The 18,412-nt window shown below is 53.1% G+C and carries 16 protein-coding genes and 1 pseudogene; 8 read left to right on the top strand and 9 right to left on the bottom strand.

Annotated elements, in window-relative coordinates; translation table 11 throughout:
• The first annotated feature begins 259 nt into the window (after positions 1–259).
• Together EL098_RS12430 and EL098_RS12425 are read left to right on the top strand one after the other, a co-directional pair.
• Positions 260–1,141 carry a hypothetical protein gene (locus EL098_RS12430; RefSeq protein WP_126356493.1) on the top strand — a complete coding sequence of 294 codons (882 nt, stop codon included), beginning with the start codon at positions 260–262 and terminating at the stop codon, positions 1,139–1,141.
• Between the two features lie 342 nt (positions 1,142–1,483).
• A complete protein-coding gene (locus EL098_RS12425; protein WP_126356492.1) occupies positions 1,484–1,837 on the top strand; it encodes a hypothetical protein in 354 nt (117 codons plus the stop codon).
• A gap of 58 nt (positions 1,838–1,895) precedes the next feature.
• On the opposite strand, the gene rstA is transcribed toward EL098_RS12425, so the two are convergent.
• The 4 genes from rstA to ydgH all read right to left on the bottom strand — a co-directional run bounded on the left by rstA (position 1,896) and on the right by ydgH (position 5,972).
• Positions 1,896–2,624, bottom strand: coding sequence for a two-component system response regulator RstA (gene rstA / locus EL098_RS12420; RefSeq protein WP_126356491.1), 729 nt, complete (start codon positions 2,622–2,624; stop codon positions 1,896–1,898).
• 77 nt (positions 2,625–2,701) lie between these two features.
• Positions 2,702–3,418, bottom strand: coding sequence for a dihydromonapterin reductase (folM, locus tag EL098_RS12415; protein ID WP_126356490.1), 717 nt, complete (start codon positions 3,416–3,418; stop codon positions 2,702–2,704).
• 39 nt (positions 3,419–3,457) lie between these two features.
• The gene (locus EL098_RS12410) at positions 3,458–4,840 is read right to left on the bottom strand and encodes an amino acid permease (RefSeq protein ID WP_126356489.1); all 1,383 of its coding nucleotides are present in this window, start codon (positions 4,838–4,840) and stop codon (positions 3,458–3,460) included.
• 187 nt (positions 4,841–5,027) lie between these two features.
• Positions 5,028–5,972 (bottom strand): DUF1471 family protein YdgH, encoded by a 945-nt coding sequence (gene ydgH, locus EL098_RS12405; RefSeq protein ID WP_126356488.1) that lies wholly within the window; start codon positions 5,970–5,972, stop codon positions 5,028–5,030.
• Positions 5,973–6,521: 549 nt separating this feature from the next.
• Between ydgH and pntA the strand changes: the two genes are divergently transcribed.
• Positions 6,522–8,051, top strand: coding sequence for a Re/Si-specific NAD(P)(+) transhydrogenase subunit alpha (gene pntA, locus EL098_RS12400; RefSeq protein WP_126358437.1), 1,530 nt, complete (start codon positions 6,522–6,524; stop codon positions 8,049–8,051).
• A 10-nt stretch (positions 8,052–8,061) separates the two neighbouring features.
• Positions 8,062–9,450, top strand: coding sequence for a Re/Si-specific NAD(P)(+) transhydrogenase subunit beta (gene pntB, locus EL098_RS12395; RefSeq protein WP_126356487.1), 1,389 nt, complete (start codon positions 8,062–8,064; stop codon positions 9,448–9,450).
• A 108-nt stretch (positions 9,451–9,558) separates the two neighbouring features.
• Here the strand turns inward: pntB and uspE are convergent, their stop codons facing one another.
• From uspE to ogt, 3 genes are all read right to left on the bottom strand, one after another.
• Positions 9,559–10,509: a universal stress protein UspE gene (gene uspE, locus EL098_RS12390; protein WP_126356486.1), complete on the bottom strand. Its 951-nt coding sequence runs from the start codon at positions 10,507–10,509 to the stop codon at positions 9,559–9,561.
• Positions 10,510–10,642: 133 nt separating this feature from the next.
• The gene (gene fnr, locus EL098_RS12385; protein WP_038482703.1) at positions 10,643–11,395 is read right to left on the bottom strand and encodes a fumarate/nitrate reduction transcriptional regulator Fnr; all 753 of its coding nucleotides are present in this window, start codon (positions 11,393–11,395) and stop codon (positions 10,643–10,645) included.
• Positions 11,396–11,588: 193 nt separating this feature from the next.
• Positions 11,589–12,104 carry a methylated-DNA--[protein]-cysteine S-methyltransferase gene (ogt, locus tag EL098_RS12380; protein WP_126356485.1) on the bottom strand — a complete coding sequence of 172 codons (516 nt, stop codon included), beginning with the start codon at positions 12,102–12,104 and terminating at the stop codon, positions 11,589–11,591.
• A 431-nt stretch (positions 12,105–12,535) separates the two neighbouring features.
• Between ogt and smrA the strand changes: the two genes are divergently transcribed.
• Positions 12,536–13,099 carry a DNA endonuclease SmrA gene (gene smrA, locus EL098_RS12375; protein WP_126356484.1) on the top strand — a complete coding sequence of 188 codons (564 nt, stop codon included), beginning with the start codon at positions 12,536–12,538 and terminating at the stop codon, positions 13,097–13,099.
• A gap of 31 nt (positions 13,100–13,130) precedes the next feature.
• On the opposite strand, the gene EL098_RS12370 is transcribed toward smrA, so the two are convergent.
• On the bottom strand, positions 13,131–14,054 hold the full coding sequence (locus EL098_RS12370) for a LysR substrate-binding domain-containing protein (RefSeq protein WP_126356483.1): 924 nt from the start codon (positions 14,052–14,054) through the stop codon (positions 13,131–13,133).
• 378 nt (positions 14,055–14,432) lie between these two features.
• Here EL098_RS12370 and hglS point away from each other — a divergent pair.
• The 3 genes and pseudogenes from hglS to EL098_RS12360 all read left to right on the top strand — a co-directional run bounded on the left by hglS (position 14,433) and on the right by EL098_RS12360 (position 17,320).
• Positions 14,433–15,394, top strand: a pseudogene (gene hglS, locus EL098_RS12365) (2-oxoadipate dioxygenase/decarboxylase HglS).
• A complete protein-coding gene (locus EL098_RS23820; RefSeq protein ID WP_408609079.1) occupies positions 15,348–15,776 on the top strand; it encodes a 2-oxoadipate dioxygenase/decarboxylase family protein in 429 nt (142 codons plus the stop codon). Before hglS ends, EL098_RS23820 begins: the two are co-directional and overlap by 47 nt.
• A 41-nt stretch (positions 15,777–15,817) precedes the next feature.
• Positions 15,818–17,320 carry a carboxylesterase/lipase family protein gene (locus tag EL098_RS12360; RefSeq protein ID WP_126356482.1) on the top strand — a complete coding sequence of 501 codons (1,503 nt, stop codon included), beginning with the start codon at positions 15,818–15,820 and terminating at the stop codon, positions 17,318–17,320.
• Here the strand turns inward: EL098_RS12360 and EL098_RS12355 are convergent.
• Positions 17,302–18,399 carry an acyltransferase family protein gene (locus EL098_RS12355; RefSeq protein WP_126356481.1) on the bottom strand — a complete coding sequence of 366 codons (1,098 nt, stop codon included), beginning with the start codon at positions 18,397–18,399 and terminating at the stop codon, positions 17,302–17,304. The two genes, EL098_RS12360 and EL098_RS12355, sit on opposite strands and share 19 nt — an antisense overlap.
• Between the last annotated feature and the right edge of the window lie 13 nt (positions 18,400–18,412).

The raw sequence follows: 18,412 nt of genomic DNA, 5'->3' as shown, positions 1-18,412 counted from the left end.
ACGCAGATTCAGGAATGTTATCTGAGCACGATGATTGAAGAACCATGCCTGCGGGTCGAATGCGTGAACATTTACTGGTTTTTGTCACCGGAAAATGCGCAGAATAAACTCGACAGGTGGCGTAGGGAATACAGCCACGGGGGAACGAATTCCCCATTAACTTGCTCGACTCCGGCTGAATTTATCCGAGGTCTGCAGGAAGCATAAATAATCAATAAGCCTTCAGACTGAGGGCTGGACACAACCCATGAGAATGCAAATGTCGAAAATAAAAATGAGTACCACCATTCTGACAATAGCTAGCGCAGTTGCCATGTCCAGCGCGTCAGTGATGGCGGATACGGGTAAGGGAAATGTGCCTGCGGGTAACGTTGGCATCAACTGGAAGATTGATAAGTTTCTGGGCCAGCATCCTGGTAATGGCCTTTTAACAGATCTGACGTTCATGTTTAAGGTAAATGACGAAACGCTCCATCAGAAAGGGACATATTTTGCTCAGCAGTTTTATTTTGATAATCCTGGAACGGAAGGAAACACGGCTTATACGGGTCTCCAGCCCCAGCCTGATAAGGATGGAAAACAATATTTGCGGGCAGTCTTCTCCTCATTTATAGCGAAGACTAAATCAACGGACAAAAATTGCAGCGACGGTGCTGACGGTGGGGCCGGGGTAAGTTGTGGCGTCGTTTTCCCGGCAACGTATGGACACACCTATAAAATCCATATTACGAAAACCGATGCTCACACCTGGAGCGGAGACGTTGAGGATGAGCAGACGTCGCAAAGGGTTCACATTGGCAGCTGGTCGTTGGCTGACCACATTGGGAACATTAAACCTTCCGGTATCGGGTTTGCTGAATATTATGCTTACTATGAAAGCGGCTATCCTCAGTTTGTGGTGCCGGAGTGCAGCAGGCTTGCAAAAATCAGTGTGCTGTACGGCCCGGTCAGCACGACTAACTATGGCGGCGGCGCAGGGTCTGTAAGCGGAGCCTATGAATACAACAGCAAGGAATGTAAGGGCGTGGCCAGTGGCTACAGTGTAAAAACGGTTGATGCCATGGTGACCTTCCCAGGCGACAAGAAAATTGCAGTCAAAGGCCAGGAAGTCCAGCGCGGGTTTGTTTCCGTTAAGCCATAACTTATTTACGTCGTAACAATACCCCACCTTCAGGTGGGGTATCATTATCGTCGTCGCTGGCGAAGCGCCCGGCGACAAGAATCTTCTATGCACCAGCTAATGCGCGCCAACCTCAGTGGCTTTGAGATACCAAAATCCCGCCTAAATATCACTCGATCCTTCAGGGGAGCGAAACACCTTTAGCTTACGACCGCAGAGCGCCGATGAATTTTTTGTTAAGTAATGCTTATTATTGGGAACTTTCTTGAATAAAATCCCTCCTTAGCTAAAATTAACGAGCCTTGCAATAGGCTACTTTCTGATAAGTCTGTTTTGTGTGTTGAATCACAGGGATTTTTTAAAATGACAAAGAAATGGGGTTCGGTTTTCGCGATATTTCTGGTGGCTGCGGGTGTGGTCTTTCTCTCTGGCTTTACCTCGTCTGTCCCTACTTATGTATCGGGCGCGCAGGACAGGCTTGAGTCTTATCTCTCTTATAGTTATGGGCCTCAGCGCTGTTCCAGTGCCAAAGAGCAGAGCGGACAGTGGAAGATCACCTGCGCTGCCAGAAATGGTGCACGTGAGTTCACCTATAATGTTTATGATGCGAGTGATAAAGCCTACGGCTTTACGCTTGCTGCATTAAATGATTCAGCGAGAGAGACCAGAACTGTAGACTTGCTTACCTATCTGGATATCAAAACCGCTGTAAACTAAGTCGGTAAACGGACAAAAACCCGCAGAAGCGGGTTTTTATTTGTATTCTTGTCAGCCCTTAAGCTTCACTTTCCCACGCGTGTGGGGCAAAGAGATAGCCCTTATTACGCACCGTTTTGATACGGAAAGGTTCCGTTGCGTTATCGAGCAGCTTTTTGCGCAAGCGAGAAATGGCGACATCTACGCTGCGATCCATCCCGTCATACGTTACCCCACGTAGGTTCTTCAGCAGGGCATCACGATCCATTATCTGGCCCGCATGCGTTGCCAGTTCCCAAAGCAAATCGAAATCTGCCGTTGATAGCACAACGGTTTCAGCTCCCAGCGTTACCTGTCGGTTGAGGGGGTCGATACACAGTGTGCCAAAGCGGATTGCTTTATGCGGCTTGAGGTTACTGGCAGTGGTGTCGGCGGTTTGTTGAGCTGAGACGCGCTGACGCAGATGAAGACGAAGTCGCGCCAGCAGGACTGCAGGAGGCGTCGTTTTCAAAATATAGTCATTGGCTCCCATCTCCAGCGACAGAATGTGATTCATATCGCTGTCTAATGAGGTCAACAGAACGATGGGGCCATCCCACTGCGGGCGCAAATCGCGACATAACGTCATCCCGTCTTTTCCCGGCAGCATAATGTCAAGCAGGACCAGGTCCGGCTGCTGTTGCTGGATAACCGCCTCGGCGCGATCGCCGCGGGTTTCGACAATAACATCAATGTCATGTTTTCCCAGGTAGGCGGCGATCAGGCCACCCACTTCCGGGTCGTCTTCCACGTAAACTATTTTGCTCATAATCCGCCGTGTCGGCTTTCAAAAATTGAACATACAATGATGCAATAGATTACACCATTAATGGTTGGGAAACAGCGTTAGCGTAGGTGTCGCCCCCCGTCTACCGCATGGCTTCTTCCGGTGACGTAGCGGCTCGAGAGAAGATACTCGACCAGACTTACGATTTCATGTTCGCCCGGCGCGATTTTCATCAGCGATTTATTGAGCGAACGCTGGCGATAGTCGGCATCGTCACCGTCGTTAAACATAATCAGCGCCGGAGCAATCGAGTTGACCTTTACTTCCGGTGCCAGTTTCAGCGCGAAGGAAAGCGTCATATTTTCAAGCGCAGCTTTGCTGGCGGCATAGGCAATATGCTTATCGCTGCCGCGCTCAGCGACATAATCGGTAAGGTGGATGATATCGCTTCCCGCCTGCCCATGGCCACGCAGCAGCGTCTCAAGCTCATGGTTAAGCAGGTAAGGCGCTGCAACATGGATCTGCATCATGGCCTGAAGCGTGTCGCTAAGGGTCATATCTGGGCTTTCAGGCCTCCATTCGCTGGCATTGTGAATGATGGCGCGAAGTGAAGGCGTGATCGATTTCACCCGCTCGGCGAATTCAAGGATACCTTCATTGCTTGAAAAATCGGCGTGAATGCAGACGGCACCTGCCTGCTCAAGCATTTCGACAGCAGGGTGGCGCGTGCGATAGCTGATCAGTAAAGGCTGTGATTTAGCCAGAAAATGTTGGGCCAGCGCCAGGCCAATACGCTGCCCGGCACCGGTAATAAGAATTGGACGATTAATAGCAATGCTCCCCTTAATCCAGAATTGCGGCGGGGAGGGTGTTGATTACCCCACCAGCATCCAGGTGGCCGGAAATGCTGCCAGCAGCATCAGGCAGATAATGGTTCTTTCCTTTAAATTTAGCGACTTTTCATGCGTATGGGTACGGCGCGCATAAATAAACACTAATAATCCAGGTGCATACAGTACAACCGACAGCAGCAGATGCATCGGACCTGAGGCGTAAAGCAACCACAGGCCGTAAAGACAGGCGCCGATGCCAATCGCCTTGTGCAGCGGACGAGAGGCGATTTTGAGCAGATAGGCGCCCACCAGGAAATAAGGCACCAGAATCATTTCTGAAGCAATGGTCAGCAGGGTGTTGTAATCAGATCCTGTGAGCCAGATAAGCACCAGGCAGACCTGCACGCTAATATTGGTTAGCCAGAGAGAGGCTGACGGCGCATTGTTTTTATTCTGGCGAGCGAACATCTTCGGGAAGGCCTTATGGGTTGCCGCCAGCAGCGGTACCTCAGCGGCCATAATGGTCCAGCTCAGGTACGCACCGCATACCGAAACAATCAGCCCGGCGGCGATAATAACCTCGCCCCAGGGACCCATCATCTCGACCATCAGACCAGCCATCGACGGATTACGCATGGCCGCAAGCTCGGGGCGAGCGACTACGCCAAGGGAAAGCAGCGTAACCAACAGATATACGCTCAATGCAGCTACCACCGCCAACAGCGTTGCTCTGCCCACATCCTTTTTGTTTCGCGCGCGGGCCGACACCACAACGGCGCCTTCCACGCCAATAAACACCCACAGGGTGATAAGCATGGTGTTTTTCACCTGTTCCCAAACGGGAACGCCAAGCTTGATGCCGGTAAAATCGAGAGTAAAGGTCGATAGCTTAAAGGCAATAGCTGCCAGAACCACAAACATACCCAAAGGCAGCAGCTTAGCGAGCGTGGCGACCAGGTTAATGCTGGCCGCCGTCTGCACGCCCCGTAGTACCAGCCAGTGCACCATCCATAAAAGTACGGAGGCACCAACGATAGACTGCCAGGTATTGCCGTCTCCAAACAGGCGTAGCTCGGGCGTATCGGTAAAGAAACTGAGGGCCGAGAAGACAATCACCAGGTAAGAAACGTTGGCAATGACGGCGCAAAGCCAGTAACCCCATGCAGAGAAAAAGCCGATAAGTTCACCAAAGCCTTCGCGAGCGTAGGTGAATATCCCGCCATCAAGATCCGGGCGAAGTCTGGTAAGGACCAGCATCGCCAGCGCGAGCAAAAGAATACCTACGCCAGTGATCGCCCAGCCGATCAGTAGCGCTGCCGGACTCGCGACGCTGGCCATATTCTGCGGCAGGCTAAATACACCCGCCCCGAGCATGGAGCTTAATACCAGCGCGGTTAGCGCGGCGAGGCCAAGTTTCTTTTCCATAGGTATCCTGTTGAGGTCGGAAAGGATCCCGCATAATTATTTTGCTTTTACGCATATAAATGGAGGATCACGCTAAGGCGCGGGATTTTACGGAGTGTGCACACTGCTTGCAATGCGCCCGGTGCGATAAAATGAATTGAAGACGAAAAAAAGGCAGCTTTCGCTGCCCTGAGTGAAAGGGTGTATCTTATTTATACAAGTCAGCGCTAATGGTGATGTTGTTACCGCGCTCCTGCCACTGACGAGTGATGTGATAGAACTTCGCCCCTTTCTGGGCTGCACGTTTCGCTACCTGGTAAGAGATTTCGGTCATGTTGCCGTAGTTACCGGTGAACTGAATGTTATCGAACGGTACCATCTGGGCTGCGGTGATCTTATTCACCTCTTCGATTTTGGTGCCATCCGGCAGAGTGACAGTGTAACGGCCACCTTTAGAGGACTGGGTTTCGAAGAAGCGACCCACATCGCTGGATGGTGACGCTGAAGAAGCAACGCCAGGGATTTCCACCTTCTTGGCTTCTTCGCCGCCGGCGGCCAGTGCTGCCTTCCCGGCTTCCGAGTTAGCTGGCAGTAGATCCGGGCTCTGAACCACTCGCTGTTTAGCGTCGGCCTTATAGATAAAGGCCGTAATGCGCTGGTTGCCGCCCTGGTTCGTATCGACCTGGCGAACGATAAAGAAGGAAGCTGCGCCTTTGTCTCGTGCCGCTTTGGTAATAGCCTCATTCACCTCAGGCTGGCTGCGATAAAAACCCTGAACGGTGACCGTATCGAAAGGCTCAAGCTTGAAAGCCTGTTCCTTTGGCAGCTCCATCACGCCATTTATGACTCTATTTTTCGGCGCATCGGCTTTAGGGGCATCGTTTTTATAGACGTCAGCCACCACGCGGGAGTTACCGCTTTCGCCCATAGCGCTGGTGTCCAGCACATAGAACGACGCAGCGCCAATAGCGTCAGCACGGCGAGAAACGGCAGCCACAGCATCGCCGATGGCATTAAAGCGGCCGGTTACGGTAATACGCTCATACGGCTTAAGAGCAGCGGCTTGATCTGGGGTCAGTTCAGTCGCAGCCTGAGCGGACAGCGAGGTCACGGAAATAAGAGCTGACGCCAGAAGGGTGTTCTTGATATTCATAAAAATTATCCTTCGCCTTGCGCAAAATGCGTTCTGGTACTGCGTTGTCTGAAAAAGATCGATTAGTCGCCGATTATGGCTTGAAATAACGTCCTTGTCTGCGCCATTTTTCACCCCTTGTGCCTTCCCTTTCATCGGCGACAGTGGCAAACGTTATTAAGTTAAAAAAAGAGACGTTCAACCGCTAAAACTGATAAGACTTATGACTTACTTAGTTAATGCATTGTTAAAAATGAGTTTTGGTGCGGCGCAGGATCATGTCTTACCGCTCCGCTTAAGCGTATTATCAGGCCCTGCCGCGTAAATAGAGATGAAAATAGCTGGCTGGCGGGTCATACACTGAATTTTTGCAATAAAAATACAAATAGCTGGATGCGGATCTGGATCACGGTCGTTATTTTCAGTAGGTTATAAAAAGTTTGTTACAGATGTATTTTTGTTGAAGTGGTAATGGAACAGATATCTGCCGCCAGAGCGCGGGCGGATGCTTGCGCCCGGCCATGGCAAGGTCTGGCAAACCATCATCAAAAACAGGTGGAAGGGAATACTATGCGTATTGGTGTACCAAGAGAGCGGTTGACCAATGAATCCCGCGTGGCAGCCACGCCGAAAACGGTAGAGCAGCTGATAAAACTGGGATTCACTGTTGCCATTGAGAGTGATGCGGGAAAACTGGCAAGTTTTGACGACGAAGCGTTTGAACGCGCTGGCGCAAGCATCACCGATAGCGCAGATGTCTGGCAGTCGGACATCATTCTTAAAGTGAATGCGCCGCTGGAAAATGAAATTGAGCTCGCCCGTGAAGGGTCAACGCTGGTGAGTTTTATCTGGCCAGCCCAAAATCCTGAACTGCTTGAAAAGCTTGCTGCACGAAATATCACCGTAATGGCGATGGATTCTGTGCCACGCATTTCACGTGCACAGTCTTTGGATGCGCTGAGTTCGATGGCTAACATCGCCGGTTATCGCGCCATTGTAGAAGCCGCGCATGAATTTGGCCGTTTCTTTACCGGGCAAATTACGGCTGCAGGCAAAGTTCCGCCTGCCAAAGTGATGGTCATCGGTGCGGGCGTTGCGGGTCTTGCCGCCATCGGCGCGGCCAACAGCCTGGGGGCAATTGTTCGTGCGTTTGATACCCGCCCGGAAGTGAAAGAGCAGGTGCAAAGTATGGGCGCCGAATTCCTGGAGCTGGACTTCAAAGAAGAGGCCGGCAGCGGGGATGGCTACGCGAAGGTGATGTCAGAAGCCTTTATCAAAGCGGAAATGGCGCTGTTTGCGGCTCAGGCGAAAGAGGTCGACATTATTGTCACCACCGCCCTTATTCCGGGAAAACCAGCACCAAAGCTGATCACCCGTGAAATGGTTGACTCCATGCAGCCGGGCAGCGTGATTGTCGATCTCGCGGCGCAAAACGGCGGCAACTGCGAATATACCGTCGCGAATCAGGTCACCGTCACCCCAAACGGCGTGAAGGTGATTGGCTATACCGATCTGCCGGGCCGACTGCCTACCCAGTCTTCCCAGCTTTACGGCACCAACCTCGTTAACCTGCTCAAGCTGCTGTGCAAAGAAAAAGACGGCAACATCATCGTTGATTTTGACGATGTCGTTGTGCGCGGCGTGACGGTTATCCGCGAAGGCGAAGTGACCTGGCCTGCGCCGCCTATTCAGGTTTCCGCCCAGCCTCAGGCGAAGGCAAAACCTGCCGCTGAGCCTGTCGTAGAGAAGAAACCAACCTCGCCATGGTTTAAATACGGCCTGATGGCGCTGGCGATTATTCTGTTCGGCTGGTTTGCGAGCGTGGCGCCTAAGGAGTTCCTCGGTCACTTCACCGTATTTGCTCTGGCCTGCGTCGTGGGTTACTACGTTGTCTGGAACGTTTCCCATGCGCTGCATACGCCGCTGATGTCGGTGACAAACGCCATCTCAGGGATCATTGTCGTTGGCGCGCTGCTGCAGATTGGTCACGGCGGCTGGGTCAGCTTCCTGAGTTTTATTGCGGTACTGATCGCCAGTATCAATATTTTTGGTGGTTTCACCGTCACTCAGCGCATGCTGAAAATGTTCCGGAAGAACTAAGGGGTAACACATGTCTGGAGGATTAGTTACAGCTGCATACATTGTTGCCGCGATCCTGTTTATTTTTAGCCTGGCTGGCCTGTCCAAACACGAAACCTCAAAGCAGGGTAACCTGTTTGGTATCGCCGGGATGGCCATTGCGCTGGTGGCGACCATTTTTGGCCCGGAAACCGGCAACGTGGTTTGGATCATTATCGCCATGGTGATTGGCGGCGCGATTGGTATTCACCTGGCGAAAAAGGTCGAAATGACCGAAATGCCGGAGCTGGTGGCGGTACTGCATAGCTTTGTAGGCCTGGCGGCGGTGCTGGTTGGCTTTAACAGCTACCTGGATCACGGCCCAGGTCTTGAGCCGATTATGGAGAATATCCACTTAACGGAAGTCTTCATCGGGATCTTTATTGGGGCCGTCACCTTTACCGGCTCTATTGTCGCCTTCGGCAAACTGCGCGGTAAAATTTCGTCTAAACCGCTGATGCTGCCAAACCGCCATAAGCTTAATCTTGCGGCGCTGGTGGTTTCCTTCGCGCTGTTGCTGGTGTTTGTGCGTACCGAAAGCGTCGGCATGCAGGTGCTGGCCGTGCTGGTTATGACGGTTATTGCGCTGGCGTTTGGCTGGCATCTGGTGGCGTCCATCGGTGGGGCAGACATGCCGGTTGTGGTGTCGATGCTTAACTCCTACTCCGGTTGGGCTGCAGCGGCTGCGGGCTTTATGCTCAGCAATGACCTGCTTATCGTTACCGGTGCGCTGGTGGGCTCTTCCGGTGCCATCCTCTCTTACATCATGTGTAAGGCGATGAACCGCTCGTTTATCAGCGTTATTGCCGGTGGTTTTGGTACCGACGGCTCCTCTACCGGTGAAACGGAAGAGGCCGGTGAACACCGTGAAATCAGCGCGGAAGAAACCGCCGAGATGCTGAAAAACTCTACGTCGGTGATCATCACCCCGGGGTACGGGATGGCGGTGGCTCAGGCGCAGTATCCGGTAGCGGAAATTACCGAGAAACTGCGCGCGCGTGGGATCAAGGTTCGCTTTGGTATTCACCCCGTTGCCGGTCGTCTGCCGGGCCACATGAACGTACTGCTGGCAGAAGCCCGCGTTCCGTATGATGTCGTGCTGGAAATGGACGAAATCAACGACGACTTCGCTGATACCGACACCGTACTGGTGATCGGGGCTAACGACACCGTTAACCCGGCAGCACAGGACGATCCGCGCAGCCCCATCGCCGGTATGCCTGTGCTGGAAGTGTGGAAAGCGCAGAACGTCATTGTGTTTAAGCGCTCGATGAACACCGGCTACGCTGGCGTGCAGAACCCGCTGTTCTTCAAAGAGAACACTCAGATGCTGTTTGGCGATGCCAAGGCAAGCGTTGAAGCGATTCTGAAAGCGCTGTAAGCGTCAGCAGTATTGCGGTGGAAGCCGTCCGAAAGGGCGGCTTTTTTTGGAATGTAAATAAAAATCCCGCCTGATATCAGCGGGATTTTTGTTGGGGCGTAAGGCGGCTCAGTCGTCTTCAGGATCGTCTATTTCGACCGGCGTCTGGTAGTCATCGGGCTTAATTACCAGCAAATCACAGCGCAGATGGTCGATGACCTGCTCGGCGGTATTCCCCAGAAACGCTGCAGAAAGCCCGGTGCGGCCCACGGTACCGAGCACCACAATCCCGGCCTGCAGATGCTCCGCCATATCAGGGATCACCTCTTCAGGCAGGCCTTTCTCGACGTGGGTCATCTTCTCATCAATCGAGTATTTCTGGCGCAGCGCCTTCATGGCGACAAGGTGCTGACCACGGATCGCGTCGTTGTAGACGCTTGGGTCAAAATCAGGGAGTTCGATGGCTATATTGATGGGCGTTACCGGGTAGGCGCCTATCAGATGGACTTCGGTATGGTTAACATCGTCAGCAAGCTTCAGCGTCTCCCGCACCAGCTTTTCGTTCAACGCGTTGTGGTAAACCTCTTCGCTGGCGAGGTTGACCGCCACTAAGGCTTTGCCGCCTTCAGGCCACGGCTGGTCTTTTACCATCCAGACCGGGCAGGGGCATTTGCGCAGCAGATGCCAGTCAGTTGGCGTAAAGATAACCGCCTCCAGCTTGTCGTGCTGGTGGGCCATTTTTAGCAGCAGGTCGTGTCCGCCGGCGATCACCTCCTGAATAATGGCTTCAAACGGGCGGTTATGCCACACCACTTTGATATCAATAGGAATACCAGCGTCGATGTAGTAGTGCGCCTGCTCTTTTATCCAGGCCGTGCGCTGGCTGATAACGCCTTTACGCATAGCGGTACGTTCATCAGGCGACAGGAGCGTGGTCATTTCGTAGGAAAAGTCATAGATGGGCAGGAAGGCTTTGATTCTGCCGCCAATCCGTTGATGCAAATAAACAGCGCGCCGCAGGGCGGGTTGATCGTCCTGGTTGGGGTCAATTGCGACAAGCATGTTTTGGTAGTTTGCCATACAGGTCTCCTTACAACTGCTTAACCACAGTCTGTGAAGTAAGATTAACCCATAAGAAAGGAATGAAACAGGTGAAGAGCCCATGCCGGATCAATAAAAAGGATAAAAGCCGATCCGGCAAAGGAGACGTCGATCAGGCAACGTTACGCGACTGCCCCGCCAGATCTGACAGCAGGTCGATGTTCTCGATGGTGATGTACTTGCCTTTAACCGCCAGCATACCGCTTTTCTGGAAGCGGCCCAGCAGACGGCTGATGGTTTCTACCGTCAGGCCAAGGTAGTTACCGATATCGCCGCGGGTCATGGTCAGGCGGAACTCACGCGGTGAGAAGCCACGCTGTGCGAAGCGGCGAGAAAGATTGTAGATAAACGCCGCCAGGCGCTCTTCGGCATTCTTTTTCGACAGCAGTAAAATCATGTCCTGGTCGCCTTTGATCTCGCCACTCATCAGGCGCATCATCTGCTGACGCAGGCTTGGCATTTTACCTGACAGATCGTCGAGCGTTTCGAAGGGAATTTCGCAGACCATAGACGTTTCCAGCGCCTGAGCGAAGCTCGGATGGTGGCCGGTGCCAATGGCGTCAAAGCCGACCAGATCTCCCGCCAGGTGGAAACCGGTGATTTGCTCATCGCCTTGCTCGGTAATGGTATAGCTTTTGATGGTGCCGGAGCGGATAGCGTAAAGCGATTTCAGTTCATCGCCTGCTTTGAACAGGGTTTGTCCTTTTTGAATCGGCTTTTTACGCTCGATGATATTATCAAGCTGATCGAGTTCATGCTCATTAAGCGTGAAGGGGATGCATAATTGGCTAATGCTGCAGTCCTGGCAATGGATAGCACAGCCGCCAGACTGAATTCGTCGAATAATACGCTTTTCAGGGATCATAGATATGCTCGGACCGTAATTGATATTGGTCAATTTTAACATCTTTTTTGCGATCAGGTAAGTCTGGCGAAACGCTATTCGGACAATAATAAAGGTAGGGGGCTAAAATGGGGACGTCATCTTATTGAATTCACTAAAACATTAAAGTGCAGCTACTGTATTTTGGAATAAATAGCCGCACTTTTGGCACCTTCTACAGTAATAAATAGCCCTCATGACGCAGTAGCCACTCTTTTCGCGCCACACCTCCTGCGTAGCCGGTCATGGTGCCATTGCGGCCGATGACGCGATGGCAAGGCACCACAATGCTGACCGGGTTTGAGCCGTTAGCGGCGCCCACGGCGCGTGCTGCTCCGGCGCGGCCAAGCTGCTCCGCGAGCTGCCCGTAATGCATCACTTGCCCGCAGGGAATCTCCCGCAGCGCCTGCCAGACCTGGCGCTGGAATTCCGTGCCAGCGGTAGCCGTAGGCAGGGTATCAATGATCGCCAGATCGCCCGCAAAGTAATCGCGCAGCCTGTCACTCAGCCCGCCGGGGTTGCTGCTACTAACGCGTTGAAAACCTTGAGCACCGTAGTGAATATTTAGCAGTTGCTCCATGCGGTCGCTGTGTTCTTCCCACTCCACGGCCCTTAGCCTGAACTGTTCGTCGCACAGGATCCACAGCGGCCCGACCGGGGTATCAATTTTGTCTTCCAGTATTGTCAGCACGGTATTACTCCGTATTTATCATCGGCTAAGGCAGCTGCCTGTCCCCTCGCAGGTCGAAAAGATATCATGCCTTGAACGATGCCAGCCAGCCCCCAAAAGGATTAACACAGCGGGTAATATGTCGACGTAAATGTGTCGATGAAAATAAAGCTTGAATGAATGGAGCAATCGATAATCCGCTACTCACGGTTTACCCAAAATAGTCTGAACAGGGCAGTCTGATTACCGCGGTGATTATTTCCGCCGGAAGATGATAATAATTTCTATTGTGGTGCCTTGCTTTACGTTTCTTTAACGTAAATGCAAAGTAATTATTTTTAAAAAATGACCTCAATAATGCGCTTTACCGACAAATAAGTCAGGCGCTATCCCCGTTGAGCACGGGGCTGGGCAAGGTTATAGTAGCCGCAGATAACTCAGGAGGATTGACCATGAACCTTGACGACAAATCGCTGTTTCTTGACGCCATGGAGGATGTCAAACCGCTGAAGAACTGCGCAGATAGCCAGTGGCTCAAACCTCAGAAAGCGCCGGTTGCCCCGAAGCCGGATACCGCCCTGCTGGACAACTTTCTCACCACAGATTTTCTGGAAATTATTCCCCTCCACACGCCACTCGAGTATAAGCGTGAGGGCCTGCAGAACGGCGTCCTGGACAAGCTAAGGCTTGGAAAGTACAGCCAGCAGGCCAGCCTTAATCTGATTCGCCAGCCCGTTGAGCGCTGCCGACAAATGCTCTTCTCTTACATCAAACAGGCAAAGCAGGATGGCCTGCGCAATCTGCTGATCGTTCACGGCAAAGGGCGTGAAGACAAGTCTCATGCCAACGTCGTGCGCAGTTTCCTCGCCCGCTGGCTGGCTGAGTTTGATGAGGTCCAGGCTTTTTGCGTGGCCATGCCGCACCATGGCGGCAGCGGCGCGTGTTATGTCGCATTGAAAAAGTCAGAACAGGCCCGGCTGGAGACGTGGGAAAAACACGCTAAACGCAGTCGTTAAGTATTGGCCGCATTAAACGCGGCCAGCACTCTTAAGATGGCATCGACTTTCGAATCGAAGAGAGCAGAATTTGAGCGGCCGTTGAGAGCTGTGTGTCCACTCGCGTCAGGATACCGATAGGCTCTCCGACCCCCGGTATCTGGATGGGAAGGGCGGTAAGCGTCCCGTGACGCAAATCATCCTTCACTGCACCGGACGGCACAAACCAGACATAGTTATACTCAACGGTTAGCTGGCGCGACAGAGAGGCTGAAAGCGTCTCTATGCAGGTTGCGGGCAGCTTGCAGCCCTGTGAGGCCAGCAAGGATTCTGCGTTGTCGCGCGGCACCGTGCCCAGAGGGGAGACAACGGCTGGCCACTCCATCACCCGGCTGAGCGTAATATTTTCATGCAGCAACGGATGATTAGGCCGCACCACCAGCTTGAGAGACTCGAGAAATAGCAGTTCATAGTTGAGGCCGGTCATCAGTTCAGGATCGGACATGCGGCCGATACCCAAATCCAGCTCGCCGGATTTTAGCCCCGCCAGCAGCATAGTATTGTTCATGGTGCCGACCTGGAGCGTGACGTCGCTTTGCTGCTTATGAAACTCGCCGATTACCGCCGGTAAGATGCCCAACGCTGCCGTAGGGAGTGCGCCAATTCGCACCACATCCGAGGGGTTGTCTTCTTTGCGGACAAAGGATTGCCCGGCATGGTTCAGCGCATCAAGCACTTTTACCGCATGGGTGAGAAATTGCTCCCCGGTCAGCGTTAGCTGTGCTCCCAGCCGTCCGCGCTCGAACAGGCGAGTACCGGTCAACTGCTCAAGCTCATTGAGGGTTTTGGAGAGGGCTGGCTGGCTCAGGTTAAGGGTTTCAGCCGCGCGACCCAGTGTTCCCTGCTGAGCGACGGCTACGAAAGTATGTAAATGGCGCAAGCGAATGCGCTGATTGAAGAGACCATTTTTTTCCATAGCCGATGTTAAAAACAGTCCGGCTTCGCTGACAAGCGTCGGAGTTGAATTTTGATAACCTGATTGCAAAATATCATTAACATTTCGCGATGGAGAAGGGCACAACAGTTTTAAAACAGAGCCGTTTTTTACTCGCCGGCCGAAGCTAATGTGCTGAAAAGTAGAGCCGTTCCGCAGATTTTGATGTTGCTCATTTAAGTTAATTTTTTGTTAATTTATAATTGAGGTATCGCCATTCTTCATAACGCAGTGTTATGTAATGTGCTGAAAAAATTACTTTTTATGCGCTGCAAAGCAGATCACAAAATGGAAATTCTTCCTGATAAGTGATCCACCAGGCTCTACGCTTTCAGCATTATCCACTGGAGGCATGACATCATGGCGAACACCCTGACGGCTGATGAGATTCGGGACAAATTTTCGCAAGCTATGTCGGCGATGTACCAGCAAGAAGTCCCGCAGTACGGCACTTTATTAGAGCTTGTGGCCGACGTAAACCTGGCGGTGCTGGAGCACGATCCTGAGCTGCATCTTCAGCTGGAAAATGCCGATGAACTGGCAAGGCTGAACGTTGAGCGCCACGGCGCAATTCGCGTTGGTAAAGCCGAAGAGCTGGCGGTATTAAAACGGGTTTTCGCGGTGATGGGCATGTATCCGGTAGGCTACTACGATCTGTCCCAGGCCGGTGTGCCGGTACACTCTACCGCTTTTCGCCCGATTGATGACCATGCGCTGGCGCGTAATCCCTTCCGTGTTTTTACCTCTTTGCTGCGTCTGGAGCTGATTGATAATCCGACGCTCAGGGCTCGCGCGGCCGCGATACTTGATCAACGAGATATTTTCACACCCGCTGCCGGGCAATGCTCGACCTTCATGAGCAGCAGGGAGGGTTTAGCGAAGCGGAGGCTGATATCTTCGTTGCTGAAGCACTGGAAACCTTCCGCTGGCATCAGCACGCCACGGTAGATGCTGAAACCTACCGCGCCCTGAGCGAAGAGCACCGTTTGATTGCCGATGTGGTTTGTTTCCGCGGCTGCCATATCAATCATCTCACGCCACGAACGCTGGATATCGATCGCGTTCAATCCCTGATGCCGGAACGCGGTATCACGCCAAAAGCCATTATTGAGGGGCCGCCTCGGCGTGAGCGGCCCATTTTGCTCCGTCAGACAAGCTTTAAGGCGCTGGAAGAACCTATTCTGTTTTCCGGTGAGCATCATGGAACGCACACGGCCCGTTTTGGGGAAATTGAGCAGCGTGGCGTAGCGCTGACACCTAAAGGCCGCGCGCTGTATGACGAGCTGCTGCTGGGAGGCTGGCAGCGGTACCGACAACCTTAGCCATCAGCATCATCTGCGGGAAGTGTTCTGCCGTTTTCCGGACAGCGATGCGCTGCTGCGTCGGCAGGGGCTGGCCTATTTTCGTTACCGTCTTACGCCTGTGGGCGATATGCATCGCCTGTCGATCAGACCGGGCGACGATCCGCAGCTGCTTATCGAGCGTGGATGGCTCGTTGCGCAGCCGATCGTCTATGAAGATTTCCTCCCGGTCAGCGCCGCAGGTATTTTCCAGTCGAATCTGGGCAGTGATAGCGGGCAGCGGCAGCACGGCCATTCCAGCCGTCTCGAGTTTGAGCAGGCGCTTGGCGGCACGGTTGCCGACGAATTCAGCCTCTATCAACAGGCGGAGGATCGCAGTAAACGGCGTTGCGGTTTGCTGTAAACGCGTTACCCTGCAGGGATGTCAGTCACAAGGAACAGCAGATGGAGCACGTTGTTAACGTTGAGCAGGGTCACCTGAGCGGCGTCCTGCAGGGGAGTATTTTAGTCTATCGCGGTATTCCGTTTGCCGCGCCGCCCACCGGAAACCTGCGCTGGCGTGCGCCTCAGCCGCCTGAAAGCTGGCAGGGCGTTCGCGCCGCAGAAACCTTCGCCCCGGCCTGCTGGCAGAGCCTGGAGTACTGCAAGGCAGTTGGCGGCGGCGATCCGGGACAATTCTCGGAAGATTGCCTCTACCTCAATATCTGGACGCCGGCCCGACGCGATAATAAACCGCTTCCCGTGATGGTCTGGCTGCACGGCGGCGGCTACACCATCGGCGCTGGCTCTCTGCCGCCCTACGACGGCGCAGCACTGGCTGCTCGCGGCGTGGTTCTGGTGACGATAAATTATCGCCTCGGTCATTTAGGCTTCTTTGCTCATCCGGCATTAGATGCCGAAAACCCAGAAGGTCCGGTCCATAACTTTGCCCTGCTCGATCAGATAGCCGCGCTGAAATGGGTGCAACAAAATATCGCCGCCTTTGGCGGAGACGCCGCGAACGTGACGTTGTTCGGTGAATCAGCGGGTGCGCGCAGCGTGCTCTCTCTGCTGGCATCACCCTTAGCCAGCGGGCTTTTCCACAAAGGCATCATTCAAAGCGCCTATACGCTGCCGGATGTCGATCGCCGTAAAGCTCTGAAACGTGGCGTGGCTGTGGCTGAACATTTTGGGCTGGAAAATGCGAGTGCCGAAGCGCTGCGCTCGCTGCCTGCCAGTGAACTTTGGGCTCTGGAAGCCCCGCTTAATATCGGCCCGACGCCCATCAGCGGCGATATTGTTCTGCCGGAGCCGATGCTGGACACTTTCTTTGCCGGGCGACAACACCGCATGCCGCTGATGATTGGCAGCAACAGCGACGAGGCTAGCGTGCTGAGCTACTTCGGCATAGATCCGGCCGGGCAGGTTGAGCTCCTGCGTCGGGAGAAGCGTTTGGGGCTTGGCCTGATTAAATTGCTGTATCCCGGCGTAAAGGGGGATACCGAGCTGGGCCGACAGGTCTGCCGAGATATGGCGTTTACCACGCTGGGTTTTGTCGTCATGCAGGCGCAGCAGCGTGTCGGTCAGCCGTGCTGGCGTTACTATTTTGACTATGTGGCTGAGGCCGGGCGTGAAACCTACGCCAATGGAACCTGGCACGGCGACGAAGTGGCGTATGTCTTTAACACGCTACAGCTTTCCCCGCCGACTAGCGAATACGTTAATGAGCGGGACCTTACATTTGCCGCCCATATCGGCGATTACTGGGTGAACTTTGCCCGCAGCGCCGGAGAACACGCTAAAGCTCTGCCAGGACCAATAAGCTGGCCCGCCAGCATCAAAGGCCGGGATCGCACGCTGCGGCTGGGCGTTCATCTGCGGGCTAAGTTTAAGGTGGAAAAACGCTTTATGCGTATGAGGATGCAGCTCTTTAAGAGGGTCATGAAGCATCACGTCACCCTGGAATAACGCTTGATCACCCCTGAAACGTGGATGGAGAGCCGATCGATCTTCACGAAGACGATGGAAAACAGTACCGAGAACAGAACGATCAGCAGTGTTTCCGCCAGCGGATGATGGAAGTTAAAGCGATCAAACAAATTAGCGAAAAGCAGGATCACGCTCCAGTGAGTTAAATAGAGCGGGAAAGAGAGTTCTCCTAATTTGGCCAGGGGCTTTGCGGAGAGCAAGGACTGTACATATCCGTTTAGCATTACGCCCCAGACGATCAGTATCCCGGCCATGAAATTAAGAATTTCGTAAACGTTATTCCCCAACACTGAGGTAAACAGCATATAGCTGCTGCTGGAAATATGCGCTCCGGCGAAATAGAGTCCGACAATAATCATCAAGGTACTGAGCTTGTTATTCCCGGTAAGTGGCATCTGCTCTTTGATAAGCATACCAATCAGGAAGCTGGCTATGCCGAGAAAGACATGCAGGTTGATCGCCAGAAACAGCAGGGTCAGCAGCGACATGGTCAGCAGAGGTTTTCGTGTTTTACAGGCGATAAAGATCAGCACAGAGCCGTAAAATTCAATCGCCATCGTCCACAGGACGGGGTTGTACTGAATAGCGCCGCGGAGGTTCACTATCGCTTTTACCGCGCCAAAATAGATCGCGTTAAACAGGCCCGGTTCTCTGATTTTAGTTTCATTGTTAATGAAGTTGCTGGTCTGCTGCAGGTTAAACTCGCGCACTACGGTAAAGATGAGATAGGCCAGCAGGCATGAGGCTATTGCCGGGATAGCTAGCCGTGCGTAACGGGATAAGATATTGTTCGTTAAGGGATAACTATTTTTGGCGCTGCTCAGGCTAAGGACGATTCCGCTCATCACAAAGAAGATATACACCGCTGCGGTGCCGGAATAGAAAAAGGCGAAAGGGCTGTTGTGGATCCAGCGCTGAATAGGGTGTTCATCCGAAATTGGGGCGTTGCTGAAATTATGCAGAAACGGAAAATAGAGTAACGCCAGGTGGGATAAAACGACGGCAAAGCTCGCTAGTCCCCGGATCGAGTCAAGATAAACCAGCTTTTTGTTCGCCATCCGTTAGATCTCA

The organism is Cedecea lapagei, from assembly GCF_900635955.1.
Lineage (GTDB): Bacteria > Pseudomonadota > Gammaproteobacteria > Enterobacterales > Enterobacteriaceae > Cedecea > Cedecea lapagei.
The sequence above is the reverse complement of the archived record's forward strand: the minus strand, read 5'-3'. Positions and strand labels throughout refer to the sequence as shown.